Source organism: Streptomyces sp. NPDC050528 (genome assembly GCF_044457795.1).
In the GTDB taxonomy this organism is placed as follows: Bacteria; Actinomycetota; Actinomycetes; order Streptomycetales; family Streptomycetaceae; genus Streptomyces.
This window is the reverse complement of the sequence record NZ_JBITHH010000008.1, coordinates 82818-98503: the sequence shown is the minus strand read 5'-3', so window position 1 is coordinate 98503 and position 15686 is coordinate 82818. Positions and strand designations below refer to the sequence as shown.

The window sequence follows — 15686 nt, the reverse complement described above, 5'->3', positions numbered from 1 at the left end:
CTTCCTCCATAACTTAGTCATGACTAAGTACCGACTCCAACTTAGTCGCGACTAAGAAATGCCGCAAGAGCGCCTACCATGGCTGTCGTGACCGAGTCCCGCCCCCGCACCCGTACGCGCCTGCCCGCCGCCGAGCGGCGTGCGTCGATCCTCTCCGCGGCCGCGGAGGTCTTCTCCGAGACGGGCTACCAGCGCGGCAAGGTCTCCGAGATCGCCAGGAAGGTCGGGGTCACGGAGCCGGTGGTGTTCCAGAACTTCGGCTCCAAGTCCGCGCTCTACCGGGCCGCTCTCGACCACGCCACCGAAGCGGTCTCCACGCTCCTGCACCAGGCCGCCGACTCGGGCCGCCCGGTACCCGAAGTGCTGGCCGCCTTCCTGGATCCCGCCCACATGGACCGGTTCCACCAGCCCGGCTCCCACGGCTTCCTCTTCGCCGACGCCACCGCCCTGGCCCACGACCCGGAGCTCGGCGAGGCCCTCCGCCAGGTCCACCAGCACTTCGCCGACACGCTCGCCGAGCTGCTGAGCCGTGGCCAGTCGGCCGGCAACGTACGCGACGACGTCGATCCGCACACCGCCGCCTGGTGGCTCATCTCTCTCCTCGCGGGGCGTTCCTTCCGCGCGGCCGTCGTCCCGGACCGGGACGACGTCGAGGCAGATCTGACGAGGATGGCGCTGCGGGCACTGCTGCCGGAAGCTACTTGACGCGGCGCGCGAGCCGGGTGGCCGCGTGCAGCAGGTGCTCCAGGGGCCCGCGCCTGAAGTGACGGGTCCACGCGGTGGCCAGCAGCATGACGGCGGCGATGAAGGCGAGCAGTACCGGCAGTCCGGACATCGTCTCGTCCTCGACGGCGGCCACGTGCCAGACATCGGTCAGGAGCCAGAGGGCGACGATGTGCAGGACATAGGCGGTCAGCGCCATCGCGCCGACCGCGGAGACGGGTGTGGCCAGGCGAGTGAGGCGGGGCATCCGGTCGGCGACCGTCAGGCACAGGGCGAGCACCACAAGCGCGACGCCCGTGTTGCCGAGGACGGAGAAGGTGGTCTGGCTGTGCGGTGCGGCCACCAGGAGCCAGGCGAGCGGTGTGCCGCCCTCGGGTTCGCCGACCGTGTCGGACCACCAGGCCGACGACGCCGAACCGCCGCCCGTGGCCGACGAGATGACGGTCAGCGCGTGCGGGACGAGGTGCAGGGCCAGCCAGGAACCTCCGTATCCGAGGACGGCGAGCGCCCCGCCGGTCAGCGCGAGCCGGGCTCGGATCCCGGGCCGGGTGAGGTCGAGCCGGGCCACCGCCATGCCCGCGATCAGGAACGGCGCCCAGGTCAGGGCCGGGTAGTCGCCGGTGAACAGCAGCTCTACGACGCCGTCCGTGCCGCTGATCCGGGCCAGCGGGTCCGCCTGGACGACGGCGTCCGCCCACCCGCCCTCCTCGATGGACTTCCTTACGGCGTACAGGACTTGAGGCAGGACCAGTGCACCGACGGCGGCGATGAGCGCGAGCGTGGTGGCGCGTAGCCGGTGCAGCGGAAGGACGGTCAGAAAGAGCAGGCCGTAGCAGCTGAGGATGACGTCGACCTCGGTGTCCAGGGCGGTCAGCGCGTAGCCGAGGACCACCAGGACGACGGCGCGGATCGCGATCCTGACCACCGCCTGCCGTCCGGCGCGGCCGGTCCGGGGCCGGGGTCGGCCGGTGATGATGACCAGCGAGAATCCGGCGAGCACCGCGAACAGGGCGGAGGAACGGCCTCGCGCCGCCTCCAGCAGGAAGCCCACGGGCCCGCCGACCGTGACGTCGGGGCCGACGTGGGCGGAGTACATGCCGAGGACGGCGAGTCCGCGCGCCAGGTCAATACCGATGAGGCGGCCGGTCGTTGGAGCTTCGGAGGGGACCGTCGGCCGCTCGGGTAACGCGGCTGCCGGTGCGGCCGGGGAGACGTCGTGTGTCATGCCTCCAGGGTTCGCGGGCCGCGGGGAACAGCACACCCTCCACCCTTCCGGCGCCACCCGGCCGACCGGCCGGAACCGCTCCGGCCGGCCGGATGGTCCCTGTCGACGACCGGCCGGAGCCGAACCGGGTCCCGCACAGGAGGCCCGTTCGGCGTGTTACCCGTTGAACGGCGGGCAGTTGAGGAGCGGAGCGCACATGATCCGGGTACTGGTGGTCGACGACGAAGCCCTCGTCCGTATGGGCTTCACGCACATCCTCAACGCCTCGGACGACATCGGGGCCGTGGCGGCGGTGCCGGGGGGCCAAGCCGTGGATGCCGTACGGGAGTTGAGTCCTGACGTCGTCCTGCTCGACATCCGGATGCCCGACGTGGACGGGCTGACCGTCCTGGCCGAACTCCGCCGCATGCCTGATCCTCCCGTGGTGGCCATGCTGACGACGTTCGACACCGACGCATACGTCGAGGCCGCGCTGCGCTCCGGCGCCGCCGGTTTCCTCCTCAAGGACACCGACCCCGAGCAACTGCCCTATCTGATACGTACGTTGGCCGAGGGGGGAACCGTACTGTCGTCGCAGGTCACCCGCACCATGGTGGACGCCTTCCTCGACCAGGGCGGGCGAGAACCCTACGCCGCCCGTCTCGTCGACCGGCTGAGCGAGCGCGAGCGTGCCGTCCTCGCGTTGATGGCCGAGGGGCTCTCCAACACCGAGATCGGCGACCGGCTCCATCTGAGCAACGGCACCGTCAAAGGCCATGTCAGCACCGTCTTCGAGAAGTTGCGGGTCGACAACCGGGTGCAAGCCGCACTGGTCGCGGAACGGGCGGGCCTGCTGAGGCCGCCCGGGGACGGAGCCGCCGGATGAAGTCCCGGCGCCCGCCTGCCCTGTTGTTGGACGCGCTGCTGGTCTGTGCCGCGTTGCTGGACCTGTGGGTGAACTTCGACAGCGAGAACCCGTCGGCCACCGCCTATGGCCTCCTCGCCGCCCTGGCTCTCGCCCTGCGCCGCCACCGGCCGCTGCCGGCCTTCGCACTCACTCTCCCGTCGGCCCTGATCGGCGACGCGGCGTTCGCCACGATCGCCGCGCTGTACACGCTCTCCTCCCTCAGCCGGCACCGCGCGCTGCTCGCGGGCTGCGCCCTGGCCTTCGCCACCGTCGACTTCATGCCCTGGCCGTGGACGTCCCTCGATGTCGACGAACTCGACGAGACCTACAGCCTGGTCCACCTCACCTACACGCTCGCCACGGCCGCCGCTCCGGTCTTCCTCGGCCAACTCGTCCAGGCCCGAAGGGAGTTGACGCTCCGGCTCGCCGAGATCTCAAAGGCCCATGAGCAGGAGCAACTGCTCAGCGCCCAGGCGGTGTTGGCGAAGGAACGAGCCCAACTCGCCCGTGAGATGCACGACGTCGTCTCCCACCAGGTCAGCCTCATCGCCGTGACCGCCGGCGCACTCCAGGTCGGAAACCCGGACGCCGAGGCGAGAGCGGCCGGGGCCACGATCCGCCGGCTCAGCGTGCAGACCCTGGAGGAGCTGCGCCACATGGTCGGCGTCCTGCGCGCCTCCGGCAGCCGCCCCACCGAACTCACACCCCAACCCTCGCTCACCGATCTGCACCAACTGATCGGCACCAGCGGTATCGAGACCGAGCTGGAGACCGACCTCCCCGAAGGACTCCCGCCCACCCTCCAACGCGCCGTCTACCGCACGGTCCAAGAAGCACTCACCAACGTCCGCAAACACGCCCCCGGCACCACCGCGACCATCCGCATCCACCACCGAGGCGGCACCCTCCGGACCACCGTCACGAACACCGCCTCCACCCGCCCCGCACTCCCCCTGCCCGGAGCCCACCACGGCCTCGTCGGCCTGCGGCAGCGCGCCGAACTCCTCGGCGGCACCATCACCTCCGGCCCGACGACCGACGGCGGCTACGAACTCCGCCTGGAACTGCCGGCCGGCAACTCCCCCTGACCTCGACACATTCGAATGCGCCTCCCGGCCATGCACCTGTTTCCCTGACCACCCCTCTTCGCCGCCCTGGCGGGACATTCCCAGCAACATCACCGCAGGTCAGCGCCCCCAGGTAGACAACTACAAGAAGATTTCCCCTTGGTCGGCCATTCTGTTCGCTCCGACGCCGGTCGGCACGATGTACGGGATGAACTTCGATCGGATGCCGGAGTTGCACTGGGTACTCGGTTACCCCTTCGCAATTCGCCTGATGGCAGCCGTATGTTCCATTCTGTTATCGGCCGGAGATCGTCCCGTATACGGCGTGCGCATTACAGGAGACACGGAAGACACGTCTGACCATTTCAGGTATAGGGGTCACGCGTAACCAGCGTCAAGAAGTTGTTCCGACATCTTGTCCTGATGGGCAAATGATGTATTTGCGAGCGTTGACCTCAGGGGTGCATGACGGTTCTATCTCGTCAGAGGCAACAGCCGTGTTAACGGCATGTGATCCGCAGCGTCCGCTCGGTCAGCCGCTCCCTTTCCCCGCAGCACAGTGAGGTGCCGGAAAAGATGGACCGCACAGCCCGACCCCGCTCCCGCAAAGTCGTCCCCGTCGTCGCGGCGGCGGCAGCCGCCGCACTGCTTGTGGCCGGCTGCTCCAGCAGCTCCGGAGGCAAGAAGTCCACCGAGAGCGGCAGTGGTGTCTCGGCCGGCAAGGCCACCACGCCTCGTATGACGATTGCGATGATCACGCACGCGGCTCCCGGTGACACCTTCTGGGACATCGTCCGTCAGGGCGCCCAGGCCGCCGCCGCCAAGGACAACGTCAAGCTCGTCTACTCCTCCGACCCGAACGCGGGCAACCAGGCCAACCTCGTGCAGAACGCGATCGACCAGAAGGTCGACGGGATCGCCACCACCCTGGCCAAGCCCGACGCGCTCAAGAGCGTCGTCGCCAAGGCAGGACAGGCCGGTATACCCGTCGTCGGCTTCAACTCCGGTGTGAGCGACTGGAAGAAGCTGGGCCTGCTGGAGTTCTTCGGGCAGGACGAGACGGTGGCCGGTGAGGCGTTCGGCCGCAGGCTCAACGAGGTCGGCGCCAAGCACACGGTCTGTGTCATTCAGGAGCAGGGCAACATCGGCCTCACCCAGCGGTGTGCGGGACTGAAGAAGACGTTCACCGGCAAGACCGACCTCCTCTACGTCAACGGCACCGACATGCCGTCGGTGAAGTCGACCCTGACCGCCAAGCTCCAGCAGGACAGCTCCATCGACTTCGTGGCGACCCTCGCCGCGCCGATCGCACTCACCGCCGTACAGTCGCTGTCCGACTCGGGCAGCAAGGCCAAGCTCGCCACGTTCGACCTCAACAAGGAGCTGACCGGCGCCATCCAGTCCGGCAAGATCCAGTGGGCCGTCGACCAACAGCCTTACCTCCAGGGCTACTTGTCGGTCGACTCGCTGTGGCTCTACAAGACGAACGGCAACTACAGCGGCGGCGGTGAGCAGGCCGTGCTGACCGGTCCGGCCATCGTCGACAAGACCAACATCGCCAAGGTCGCCGCCTTCGCCGCGAAGGGCACCCGGTAACGAGCACGACCCGACAGGCCGAGCCGGCGGTGACCTCACCGCCGGCCCCCGGCCCGAAGGCCACCGGTCGGCCGGTGCAGCTCGTCGTCGAACTCTTCGGCCTCCTTGCCCTTGCAACGGCCCGCGCAATGAGCTGAGTCGGCGGAGGACGATGAGGCGGCAGACGAGTTCGAGGACGTCATGCCGAAGCCAGAGCCGCGGTCCCACAGCTCATCCGGCACGCCCCACCGCGATGTTCCCACCTCCGAGCCGCCGCGGTCTTCGGTCACTCCATGTCGGCGAAGACACCGGTGTCGAGGCGTCCGAGGAGGTCGGCGGGGTTCTCGTACACGGCGTGGGCGCCGGCCGCCTCCAGGTCCGCGCGGGGAATCCCGCCGGACAGCACCGCCACCGGGACCACTCCGTCCCGTACGGCGGCCTTCATGTCCCAGACCGTGTCGCCGACGAACACGGCCCGCTCGCTCGCAACTCCCGCGAGTTCCCTGGCCTGTTGGACGGGGTCGGGAGCAGGTTTCCCTTCGGCGACATCGTCCGCGCTGGCCGCCCCGAGGATGACGTCGTCCGCGTCGATCGCGTGACGCAGCGCGGCCAGTTCCGCGCCGCTCGCCGAGGTCGCCAGGACGATCGTCCAGCCCCGCCCGGCCAGGGCGCGCAGCAGGTCGCCCGCCGCGTCCAGGGCCGGGAGCCGGTCGAAATAGGTGGCGTAGAGGGCGTGGTGGGCCGCGACGAACCGCTCGTCCTCGTCAGGGTCGCGGTCCTTGCCGAGCAGGTGCTCGATCAGGTCGTCGCCGCCGAGGCCCACGGCCCGGTGGATCTCCCGCATGGGGACGCGGTGACCGCCCTGTCTGAACGCCTCCCACCAGGTGACGACGTGCAGGTGGTTGGTGTCGACGAGGGTGCCGTCGACGTCGAAGATCGCGGCGCGTTTCGTGGTCATGGCAGGCTCACCGTTCCCGGTCGTACGCTCACAGTTCGCGGAGGGCTGGCAGCAGTTTCTGTTCGGCCCATTCCAGGTACGGCTCCTGGTGGTCGCCGCCGATCTGGACGAGCGCGACCTCGGTGAACCCCGCGTCCACGTAAGGCCGTACGGCCTCGACGACCGCCCCGACGTCGTCGCCGCAGGGGATCGACTCGGCCACGTCCTCCGGCCGTACGAACTGGGTGGCGCCCTCGAACGCGGTGGGGCCGGGGAGTTCGGAGTTGACGGGCCAGCCGCTGGCGAACCAGCGGAACTGGTCGTGGGCTCGGGCGATCGCCGCGTCGCGGTCGGGGTCGTAACAGATGGGCAGTTGGCCGACCTTGGGCTTGCCCGCACCGCCGTGTCCGTCGAACGCGGAGGTCAACTCCGGCCTGGGTTCGGTGGCGATGAGCAAGTCGGCCAGGCGGCCCGCGAGTTCGCACGAGCGGTCACCGGAGACGGCGACACCGATCGGCAGGGGTGTGTCGGGCAGGTCCCACAACTGGGCGTTCTCCACGTCGAAATGGGCCCCGTGGTGGTTGACGTTCTCCCCCGCGAGGAGCGCGCGGATGATCTCCACGGCCTCCTCCAGTCGCGCGAGGCGGACGTGCGCGGCGGGCCAACCACCGCCCACCACATGCTCGTTGAGGTTCTCCCCGGAGCCGAGACCGAGGCGGAAACGTCCTTGGGAGAGGAGGTGGAGCGTGGCGGCCTTCTGCGCCACGACCGCCGGGTGGTAGCGGGTCGTCGGGCACGTCACGTACGTCATCAGGGGGATGCGTTCGGTGGCCTGTGCGGCGGCGCCGAGCACGCTCCACGCGTAGGGGGCGTGGCCCTGGGACTCCAGCCAGGGGAAGTAGTGGTCGGACGTGACGGAGAAGTCGAAGCCGGCGCGCTCGGCGCCGACCACATGGCCCACCAGCTCCCGTGGACCGGCCTGCTCGGTCATCATCGTGTACCCGATCTTCACCATGGCGCTCATCTCCTCGTGGGTGGGGGTGCCTGGGCTGCTTCCCGCCTCGTCACCGCTTGCTGCTGAGCCGCAGATCGACCTCCTTCTCCTGGTCACCCGACGCCGCGCCCCAGTGGTCCACGGCGAACGCGGTGCTCAGTGCTTCGAACAGCTGGTCCACGGCGACGTATCCGCCCTGCAGCGTGGCGGAGACCGAGCCCTCGAGGGTGATCGGATCGGTCGGGATCCGCTCCCGCGTCGGCTCGAACTCGGCGGTCCACACGGCGAATTGGGCGCCCGGCTGCTCCCGGGGCAGGTCGTCGGAGGGGCGGTCGGTGGGGAACGCGGTCCGCAGGACGCCGAAGACGGTGGCGACGTCCTCCCTGGACGCTGCGGTGAGATTCACGGTGGCCATCAGGCTCACTCTCCTTGTGTCGGACGACGGGGCGTGGGTGATCAGTCGCACCCGTTCACGGTGTCGGCACCCGGCCCGAGCAGCCGCAGGTGCGGGGACAAGGCGGCACGGCCCTGTGCCGGCGGCCGACGGGCGGATCCGGTCGGAGTCGAGAGCGGGCTGGTCACTGGGCCACGGGCTCGCATCCATCCCGTGTCCTCGTCGGCAGTTCGTCTCGTGGTGACGGTCGCGGAGCGTCAGCGTCCCCTCCGCGTCGCCCGCCCCGGCTCCCACGGCGCGCGGAGCGTCAGCCGGTCGGTTCGTCGGGTACGGGGTGCCCCGGACGTGGGCTGCCGGAATGCGTGGCGCCTTTCCGGCCGGTACCGGCCTCGTCCGTGTCGGGGATCTTCGGGTCAGGGGTCTCCGCATCACGCCCCTCCGGTTCGCGCTGCTCGTCGGCGCCGGCCTGCTGATCGGGCAGGTCCCTCGGGATCGGCTTCGGTTTCGGCCCTCCTGTGCTTGCCGGGGCTTCCGGGCGACGCTCGCTCACGGCGTTCTCGCTTCCTCGTGCAGGGTGGGTGTCAGGGGCGGGTACCCCCACGGCCGACGACAAATCCGACCTCGCCACCCCTGACCTGCGGGACCGCCCGGGCACGGCGGAAGGGCGGGCGCCGACGGAACGCCGGTACCCGCCCCTGTGCACTGTGGTGGCCGTCAGGCCCTGTGCACTGTGGTGACCGTCAGGCTCGGCGGTCTCCGTAGTAGCCGCCGACCTGCTCGTGATAACCGGCGTCACCGATGTGCTTGTCCTTGTCGAACTCGGGGGAGTTCTTGATCTCCTCCTTGGTACGTCCGACGTGGATCGTCCGATCCGCGACGTCGATGGACGAGATGACACCGGCAGGGAGCAGAACCTGCTTGCCGAAGATCCACACTCCGGTGTCGACGACGATGTAAGCGGCTCCGACGTCCTCGGAGTGCTTGTCGACCTTGCCGATCGAGCCGTCGCTCGCCTCGACCTTGAATCCGGTCAGGTCAGTCCCCGTCTGGTGGCCCGACTCGGGCGGGTAACCCCACATGTTGTCCGTCATGCAAAACCTCCCCTTGTAGTGCGTGAATACCGAGGTGAATACCGAGGAAGCCCGTCCGGTATTTCGGTGGGCGTCCTCCCTCGGCAGGTCGAGTGCCCATCGTTTTCGGTCCCACACAATTTGAAATGTCGACCATGTTCCAGGGGGAGATCACCACCGGTACCAGGGCCCCTTGATCGGCCATTTCCGGCTCCACCAAAAATCAGCACCAGGAGAAGTACAAGAATCAACACAGCCATGTAGACGGCCATGCCGACAGCCACGCCGATTCGCCTTTCGGAAAGGCCGTAGTACCCGTCTTTCCGAAAGGCATACGGACGTTTTCCGGCCTCCCTTCGACGGTACGTCGCCGAGCGTCCCGACCGAGACCTTGCGCCGGATCGACGTGCTCGGTCCGCATGAGACGGGGCGGTCGGGTTACCCGGGGGCCGTGCTGAGAATCGGAATGATCGCCGTGGTCGTGGGTGCCGCCCTCGCAGCCGTGGGTGTGGCCCTGGCCGTGTCGCCCTGGTGGTGGGCGGTCGCGGTGCCGCTGGTCGCGCTCGGCGCGCTCGGTGTGCGGGACCTCGTCCAGCGGCGGCACTCGGTGCTGCGCAACTACCCGGTGATCGGGCACGCCCGTTTCCTGCTGGAGCGCATCCGCCCCGAGCTCCAGCAGTACTTCGTCGAGCGGAACTTCGACGGGCGCCCCTTCGACCGGGACATCCGCAGCATCGTCTACGAGCGGGCCAAGGGCACCGCCGCCGAGGAGCCGTTCGGCACCGAACGCGACGTGTACCAGGCGGGCTACGAGTACCTGGTTCCCTCGATGGCTCCGCGCCCGGTGCCCGAACAGCCGCCGCGCGTACGGATCGGGGGCCCGGACTGCATCCGGCCGTACGACATGGCGCTGCTGAACGTCTCCGCGATGAGCTTCGGCTCGCTCTCCGCCAACGCCGTACTCGCGCTCAACCAGGGGGCGGCGGCGGGCGGTTTCGCGCACGACACCGGTGAGGGCGGGCTGTCGGAGTACCACCTGCGTCCGGGCGGTGACCTGGTCTGGGAGATCGGTACCGGCTACTTCGGCTGCCGGACCCGGGACGGGGACTTCGATCCCGGGGAGTTCGCCGAGAAGGCGGCGGCCGAGAGCGTCCGGTGTGTGTCGCTGAAGCTGTCGCAGGGCGCCAAACCCGGTATCGGCGGTGTGCTGCCCGGCGCCAAGGTCAACGCGGAGATCGCCCGGGTACGGGACGTACCGGAAGGTGAGACGGTCATCTCACCGCCGTATCACCGGGTGTTCTCCACGCCCCGTGAACTCGTCCGCTTCATCGCGCGGATGCGGGAGCTCTCCGGCGGCAAGCCGACCGGTTTCAAGCTGTGCCCCGGTTCGCGCCGGCAGTTCCTCGCCGTGTGCAAGGCGATGATCGAGGAGGGCACCACGCCCGACTTCATCGTCGTCGACGGCGCGGAGGGCGGCACCGGCGCCGCCCCGCTCGAATTCGCCGACCACGTCGGCACACCGCTCACCGAGGGTCTGACGACCGTGCACAACGCCCTGGTCGGCACGGGCCTGCGGGACCGGATCCGGATCGGCGCCAGCGGCAAGATCGCCACCGGGACGGACCTCGTGAAGCGCCTGATCCAGGGCGCCGACTACGGCAACGCGGCCCGCGCCATGATGTTCGCGGTCGGCTGCATCCAGGCCCAGCGCTGCCACACCAACACCTGCCCCGTCGGCGTCACCACCCAGGACCCGCGTCGGGCCCGCGCGCTGGACGTCGGCGACAAGGCCGCACGCGTGCGCCGCCTCCAGGAGGCCACCGTGGGCAGCGCGTTGCAGATCATGGCCTCCATGGGCGTCACCGACCCCGCCCAGCTCCGGCCCCACATGCTGCGCCGGCGCGTCGACCCGCAGACCGTCCGTTCCTACGACGTGCTCTACGACTGGCTCTCCCCCGGCCAACTGCTGGTCGAGCCCCCGGCGGACTGGGCAGCCGACTGGAAGGCCGCCGACCCGGACCGCTTCACCATCTGACCCGCACCCGCTGCACGATCCGACCTGGAGGAATCCGTGGCACGAACCGTCGCCCGCGTCATCGTGGACGCCCTGAGTGAACTCGGCGTCCGCCAGGTGTTCGGCGTCGTGGGAGACGCGCTCAACCCCCTCACCGAAGCCATCCGCACCACCGACGACGTGGAGTGGGTCGGCTGCCGCCACGAGGAGGCCGCCGCCTTCGCCGCGAGCGCCCAGTCCCAGCTCACCGACCGCCTGGGGGTGTGCATGGGCACGGTCGGCCCCGGCTCCGTGCACCTCCTCAACGGCCTCTACGACGCGGCCAAGAGCCGTACGCCCGTGCTGGCCGTCGCCGGCCAGGTCCCCCTGTCCGAGCTGGGCAGCGACGCCTTCCAGGAAGTCGACAACGACCTGCTCTTCCGTGACGTGGCGGTCTTCCGCGCCACCGTCACCGACCCCGACCAGCTGCCGCAGCTCCTGGAGACGGCGGTGCGCAACGCCCTGGGCCACAAGGGCGTCGCGGTCCTCACCGTGCCGGGCGACCTCGGCGACCGGGAACTGCACCACGACCGTCCCGCCCGCTTCTCCCTCACCACCCCCACCACCCGCCCCGAGGCGTCCGCCGTACGACGGGCCGCCGACCTCCTCTCCTCCTCCGACCGGATCACCCTGCTGGTCGGGCAGGGCGCCCGCGCCGCCCGCGAGGACGTCCTCGCGCTGGCGGACCGCCTCGCGGCCCCGATGGTGCTGACGCTGAAGGCCAAGGAGGGCTTCGAGGGCGACAACCCCTTCCAGGTCGGCCAGACCGGTCTGATCGGCAACCCGGCGGCGGCCGGAGCCATGCGCACCGCCGACACCCTGCTCCTGCTGGGCACCGACTTCCCCTACCGCGACTGGTATCCCGAGGGCCGCAAGGTCGTCCAGGTCGACACGGAACCCGCGCACATCGGACGCCGCGTCCCGGTGGACATCGGCCTCGTCGGCGACGTGGGGGCCACCGTGCGCGACCTGCTCGACCAACTGGCCGCCCAACCGGGCGAGTTGGGCGACCCGGGTGGCGTACGCGACCGCGTACACCTGGAGGAAGGCCGGAAGCGTTTCCTGAGCTGGCGTGAGAGCCAGGCGCGCCTCGCCGACCCCGCGCACGACAGGGGCCTCGTCGGCAAGGTCCGCTCCGCGCTGGACAACCGCGAGCACGGCATCCGCCCGGAGGCACTGGCCGCCGCCGTGGACCGCGAGGCCACCGACGACGCGATCTTCACCTCGGACACCGGAATGGCCACCGTCTGGCTCTCCCGCTTCGTCGAGATGCGCGGTACGCGCCGCCTGCTCGGCTCCTACAACCTGGGCTCCATGGCCAACGCGATGCCGCAGGCACTCGGCGCGCAGTGCCTGGACCGGGACCGCCAGGTCGTCGCGTTCTGCGGCGACGGCGGCCTGAGCATGCTCCTGGGCGACCTCATGACCCTCAAGACCTGTCAACTGCCGGTCAAACTCGTCGTCTTCGACAACCGCCGCCTCGGCATGGTCAAGCTGGAACAGGAGCAGGCGGGACTCCCCGAGTTCGGTACGGTCCTGGACAACCCCGACTTCGCGGCCGTCGCCACCGCCATGGGCATCACCGGCATCCGCGTCACCGACCCCGCCGGCCTCGCCGACGCCGTCCACCGCGCCTTCGCCACCCCCGGCCCCGTCCTGCTCGACGTCCTCACCAACCCGGACGAGATCGCCGTACCCGCCAAACCCACCGTCGAACAGGGCTGGGGCTTCGCCGTCGCCAAGACGAAGGAACTCCTGCGCAGCCACGGCGACGAAACCCGGCACTGACCGTGTGCTGTACGTGGGGCGGCGAAAGAGGTGACGATGAATGTGCACCATCCCTCGTACGGTCCGCAGGCGCAGGAGGTCGCGGTATGCACCGCTCGCCCGACCAGGGCCAGGATCTGCTGAAGTTCCGGACGACGGATGTGGACGAGGCCAGACAGGTCATGCAAGACCGCTTCTACGCCAACTTCATCGACGTGCCCGACGGCAGCGCCGAGTTCACGGCCCGGTACGACATCGCCGCACTCGGCCCGCTCACACTCGGACGGCTCTCTTTCGGCGCGGAGGTACGCATACGGTTCGGGGAACTCGGCTCCTACCACGTGGACATCCCCCTGGGTGGCCACCTGGCCTGGCGTCAAGGACGGCACACCAACGCGGTGGCGACCACCGCGAACGCCGCCGTCTTCCAGCCGCACGGCGACACGGCCCTGGACCGAGTGAGCACCGACTGTTCCATGCTGGCCGTGAAGATCGACCCCAAGGCCCTCAACGATCAACTCGAACGCCTTCTCGGCCGACCGTTGCGCACCCCCGTCGTCCTCGCGCCCGAACTCGACGTCGCGCACGGCGCGGGCCTGAGCTGGGTACGGATGATCCGCGGGGTGTTCGACGAGATGCGGGCCGGCGGGCTGCTCGCCCGGCCGATGGTCGCCCGCCCGCTCCAGGAGGCTCTGCTGACCGGGCTCCTCCTCGCCACCGGCCACCGCTACCGCGACGAGCTCGACCGGCCCACACCGGTCCTGCGCCCAGGCCCCGTCAAGCGTGCTGTCGAGGCCATCCACAGCATGCCGCAACACCCGTTCACGGTAGGAGAGTTGGCCGTGCTCGCCGGGGTGAGCGTGCGGCGACTCCAAGAAGCCTTCCAGCAGTACGTCGGGATGACCCCGCTGGCCTACCTCACCGACGTCCGCCTCACCCGTGCCCACGACGAGCTGCGCCGCGGCACACCGGGCGAGGTGAACGTGAGCGAGGTCGCCCATCGTTGGAGCTTCGACCACCTGGGCCGCTTCGCGTCCCGCTACCGGGCGCGTTTCGGCGAGTTGCCCTCACAGACACTGCGTTCGGGGTGACCCCGGCCCACGCCACGCCCCGCGTTGCGCGGACAACGGCCGCGCTCAGTGGATCGTGCGCGGTGGCCACCACGCCCTAGATTCATGGTGTTCGCGCGTCCGCCTCTTCGGTCCGCCGCGCGGGCATCGACCGGCCCGTCTCCACCGCTTCGGGCCGGTCACCGCCCGTCGGCGCCCCCCGACAGCCGCGGGCGGGTCGGCAGCGCACGTGCGGCCTGGAGCCTGCCGCGGTGCGCTGCTCGACACCGGAGAAGGTCCGGGCCGGAGTCGGCGCCGGCCCGGACGGTCCCCGGTTCAGGCGGCGGGATCGGCTCCGAGGCGACTGCGCGCACCGCTCGGCGAGTCGGCGAGTCAGCGAGTTGTCGCCCGGGCCACGGACGCCGCGCTCACCGCGTCCGGGCTCATACGGGTCGCTCCGGGCACCGGCCGGTCGGCGACCACCACGAAGTGGACGTGCGGGACGCGTCCGGCGGTGAGTCGGGCAGCGATCGCGGAGCGTGCCGCGTCGCCGGTGGTGATGATCGTGGAACAGCGCAGTTGGACGAGGGTGTTGACGTAGGCCGGCCCGTTCGCGGAGGCCGGCAGGCGGTACCGCTGCACCACCACATTCGTGGCGCTCGTCCGTGCCATGTCCCGCATCGCCGCCCACGTGCCGGTCGTATCCGTGTCCGTGGACGTCAGGAGACAGGCTCGGGTGGCGGTGTCGACGTGCGAGACGGGGGCCGGGGCGGACGGTGGGGGCGTGTTCGTCGCGAACAGGAGCCAGCCGGCGATCGTCGCCGCCGCGGCCGCCACCGCTGTGGCGACGAGAGCGGCGCGAGGCTTTCCACGGTTCACGGCCATGATCCCCATGCCGTGTTCACCCCGCTCTCCTCCATGCCGACGCCCGTGACGATGCCGTGCCGCGCGCGTGCGGCACCGATCGCCGGGTCCTCCACCGAGAGCGACAGCCTCCACTCGGGCTCGTGGGTCATGGCGTGCACCAGCTCCCGCCACGACCTGCCCGTCCCGTTCGTGTCCTCGGGCAGCCTGATGTCGAGGACGAGCGGTTGCCCGGCGCCACCCGACATGAGCACCGGGACGCCCGCACGGCGCAGGACGTCCCCGTTCGGGCCGCCGATGCGTACGGCTGCCACCAGCGGTGCGGCCGGGTCCAGGTCCAGGGTCGCCGACACCCGCAGATCGTCACCGTCCAGGCCGAAGCCCCGGACGACGAGCCTCGGCACGGGCGGGTTGTCGGCGCCGTGCCGTCCAGGGCCTCGCACCCAGGTGACCTCGTCGCTGTCCGCCCGCTCGCGCTCGTGTTCGTCCCAGAAGTCGTCGAGGTACTCCCAGGGGTCGTCCCCGGCGTCCTCCAGTTCCTCCTCCGTGCGGTCGTCCAGGTAACGCGAGTGCGGATGTCCCGCGATACCGGCGATGTCGGCGGGGCGGTCCAGGGGATCGCCGAGCATGAGGACGAGGAACTCCGCCATGCCGCAGGGCAGTTCGCGTGCCGTCCCGCTGCGCTGACCCGCGACCACCACCGGCCAGGTGTCCGGGTCGTCGCCCCGCCTGCGCCAGAAGAGATCGAAGCCGACCGGTGTGGTGCCCCAGCTCAGCAGCGCTCCCTCAGCGGGCCAGGGCGGGAACCGTACCGGTCCCCCGAAGGTCCTCAGCTCCTGCTCGGCCACCGGTGACGGCTCCCGTGCGGCGAGGTCCGCCACCTCTCTTCCCAGGCCGCCGGGAGGGCGGACGCCGAGCAGCCCGTCGAGGCTGCCGTAGCCGTAGGTGTCGACGAAGTCCCGGAAGTCGCGGGGCGGCAGCGTGCCGAACACGGCCTGGATCCGGTCCCAGGACTGCCGTTCCACTCCCGTCTCGGGCGGCGGGAGCAACTCGGTCAGACGGCTCACCATGTCGTGCAAGGG

The 15686-nt window shown here is 70.1% G+C and carries 15 protein-coding genes and 1 pseudogene; 8 read left to right on the top strand and 8 right to left on the bottom strand.

Features of this window, described 5'->3' with window-relative positions; all coding sequences use genetic code 11:
• Positions 1-87 precede the first annotated feature (87 nt).
• Positions 88-705 (top strand): TetR/AcrR family transcriptional regulator, encoded by a 618-nt coding sequence (locus ACIBK4_RS27105; RefSeq protein WP_398998441.1) that lies wholly within the window; start codon positions 88-90, stop codon positions 703-705.
• Here the strand turns inward: ACIBK4_RS27105 and ACIBK4_RS27100 are convergent.
• Positions 698-1948, bottom strand: a complete 1251-nt coding sequence (locus ACIBK4_RS27100; RefSeq protein ID WP_398998439.1) for a DUF418 domain-containing protein — start codon at positions 1946-1948, stop codon at positions 698-700. The genes ACIBK4_RS27105 and ACIBK4_RS27100 overlap by 8 nt on opposite strands.
• 196 nt (positions 1949-2144) lie before the next feature.
• Between ACIBK4_RS27100 and ACIBK4_RS27095 the strand changes: the two genes are divergently transcribed.
• The 4 genes and pseudogenes from ACIBK4_RS27095 to ACIBK4_RS27080 all read left to right on the top strand — a co-directional run bounded on the left by ACIBK4_RS27095 (position 2145) and on the right by ACIBK4_RS27080 (position 5497).
• The gene (locus ACIBK4_RS27095) at positions 2145-2813 is read left to right on the top strand and encodes a response regulator (RefSeq protein ID WP_398998437.1); all 669 of its coding nucleotides are present in this window, start codon (positions 2145-2147) and stop codon (positions 2811-2813) included.
• Entirely contained in the window at positions 2810-3922 is a 1113-nt protein-coding gene (locus ACIBK4_RS27090) for a sensor histidine kinase (RefSeq protein WP_398998435.1), read from the top strand. The genes ACIBK4_RS27095 and ACIBK4_RS27090 overlap by 4 nt, the downstream gene beginning before the upstream one ends.
• 109 nt (positions 3923-4031) lie before the next feature.
• Positions 4032-4196, top strand: a pseudogene (locus ACIBK4_RS27085) (CorA family divalent cation transporter); the annotation flags it as partial.
• A gap of 281 nt (positions 4197-4477) precedes the next feature.
• Positions 4478-5497 carry a sugar ABC transporter substrate-binding protein gene (locus tag ACIBK4_RS27080; RefSeq protein ID WP_398998433.1) on the top strand — a complete coding sequence of 340 codons (1020 nt, stop codon included), beginning with the start codon at positions 4478-4480 and terminating at the stop codon, positions 5495-5497.
• Between the two features lie 265 nt (positions 5498-5762).
• On the opposite strand, the gene ACIBK4_RS27075 is transcribed toward ACIBK4_RS27080, so the two are convergent.
• The 5 genes from ACIBK4_RS27075 to ACIBK4_RS27055 all read right to left on the bottom strand — a co-directional run bounded on the left by ACIBK4_RS27075 (position 5763) and on the right by ACIBK4_RS27055 (position 8892).
• A complete protein-coding gene (locus ACIBK4_RS27075) occupies positions 5763-6434 on the bottom strand; it encodes an HAD family hydrolase (protein WP_398998431.1) in 672 nt (223 codons plus the stop codon).
• 28 nt (positions 6435-6462) lie between these two features.
• Complete coding sequence (locus tag ACIBK4_RS27070) at positions 6463-7428, bottom strand: LLM class F420-dependent oxidoreductase (protein ID WP_398998429.1); 966 nt, start codon at positions 7426-7428, stop codon at positions 6463-6465.
• A gap of 49 nt (positions 7429-7477) precedes the next feature.
• Complete coding sequence (locus tag ACIBK4_RS27065; RefSeq protein ID WP_398998427.1) at positions 7478-7822, bottom strand: hypothetical protein; 345 nt, start codon at positions 7820-7822, stop codon at positions 7478-7480.
• Between the two features lie 286 nt (positions 7823-8108).
• Positions 8109-8351, bottom strand: a complete 243-nt coding sequence (locus ACIBK4_RS27060) for a hypothetical protein (protein WP_398998425.1) — start codon at positions 8349-8351, stop codon at positions 8109-8111.
• Positions 8352-8541: 190 nt separating this feature from the next.
• A complete protein-coding gene (locus tag ACIBK4_RS27055; RefSeq protein WP_398998423.1) occupies positions 8542-8892 on the bottom strand; it encodes a PRC-barrel domain containing protein in 351 nt (116 codons plus the stop codon).
• A gap of 445 nt (positions 8893-9337) precedes the next feature.
• Here ACIBK4_RS27055 and ACIBK4_RS27050 point away from each other — a divergent pair, with 445 nt between their 5' ends.
• From ACIBK4_RS27050 to ACIBK4_RS27040, 3 genes are all read left to right on the top strand, one after another.
• Complete coding sequence (locus tag ACIBK4_RS27050) at positions 9338-10906, top strand: FMN-binding glutamate synthase family protein (RefSeq protein ID WP_398999202.1); 1569 nt, start codon at positions 9338-9340, stop codon at positions 10904-10906.
• 36 nt (positions 10907-10942) lie between these two features.
• Positions 10943-12712 carry a thiamine pyrophosphate-dependent enzyme gene (locus ACIBK4_RS27045; protein WP_398998421.1) on the top strand — a complete coding sequence of 590 codons (1770 nt, stop codon included), beginning with the start codon at positions 10943-10945 and terminating at the stop codon, positions 12710-12712.
• An 86-nt stretch (positions 12713-12798) separates the two neighbouring features.
• On the top strand, positions 12799-13782 hold the full coding sequence (locus tag ACIBK4_RS27040) for an AraC family transcriptional regulator (protein ID WP_398998419.1): 984 nt from the start codon (positions 12799-12801) through the stop codon (positions 13780-13782).
• Between the two features lie 351 nt (positions 13783-14133).
• Here the strand turns inward: ACIBK4_RS27040 and ACIBK4_RS27035 are convergent, their stop codons facing one another.
• Entirely contained in the window at positions 14134-14625 is a 492-nt protein-coding gene (locus ACIBK4_RS27035; RefSeq protein ID WP_398998417.1) for a hypothetical protein, read from the bottom strand.
• Positions 14616-15674, bottom strand: a complete 1059-nt coding sequence (locus tag ACIBK4_RS27030; RefSeq protein ID WP_398998415.1) for a hypothetical protein — start codon at positions 15672-15674, stop codon at positions 14616-14618. Before ACIBK4_RS27030 ends, ACIBK4_RS27035 begins: the two co-directional genes overlap by 10 nt.
• Positions 15675-15686 lie beyond the last annotated feature (12 nt).

Bases quoted from the DNA above. Each gene is read 5' to 3' on its own strand.
- ACIBK4_RS27100 (WP_398998439.1), bottom strand. From the start codon at position 1,948: ATGACACACGACGTCTCCCCGGCCGCACCGGCAGCCGCGTTACCCGAG.
- ACIBK4_RS27095 (WP_398998437.1), top strand. From the start codon at position 2,145: ATGATCCGGGTACTGGTGGTCGACGACGAAGCCCTCGTCCGTATGGGC.
- ACIBK4_RS27090 (WP_398998435.1), top strand. From the start codon at position 2,810: ATGAAGTCCCGGCGCCCGCCTGCCCTGTTGTTGGACGCGCTGCTGGTC.
- ACIBK4_RS27080 (WP_398998433.1), top strand. From the start codon at position 4,478: ATGGACCGCACAGCCCGACCCCGCTCCCGCAAAGTCGTCCCCGTCGTC.
- ACIBK4_RS27075 (WP_398998431.1), bottom strand. From the start codon at position 6,434: ATGACCACGAAACGCGCCGCGATCTTCGACGTCGACGGCACCCTCGTC.
- ACIBK4_RS27070 (WP_398998429.1), bottom strand. From the start codon at position 7,428: ATGGTGAAGATCGGGTACACGATGATGACCGAGCAGGCCGGTCCACGG.
- ACIBK4_RS27065 (WP_398998427.1), bottom strand. From the start codon at position 7,822: ATGGCCACCGTGAATCTCACCGCAGCGTCCAGGGAGGACGTCGCCACC.
- ACIBK4_RS27055 (WP_398998423.1), bottom strand. From the start codon at position 8,892: ATGACGGACAACATGTGGGGTTACCCGCCCGAGTCGGGCCACCAGACG.
- ACIBK4_RS27050 (WP_398999202.1), top strand. From the start codon at position 9,338: ATGATCGCCGTGGTCGTGGGTGCCGCCCTCGCAGCCGTGGGTGTGGCC.
- ACIBK4_RS27040 (WP_398998419.1), top strand. From the start codon at position 12,799: ATGCACCGCTCGCCCGACCAGGGCCAGGATCTGCTGAAGTTCCGGACG.
- ACIBK4_RS27035 (WP_398998417.1), bottom strand. From the start codon at position 14,625: ATGGCCGTGAACCGTGGAAAGCCTCGCGCCGCTCTCGTCGCCACAGCG.
- ACIBK4_RS27030 (WP_398998415.1), bottom strand. From the start codon at position 15,674: ATGGTGAGCCGTCTGACCGAGTTGCTCCCGCCGCCCGAGACGGGAGTG.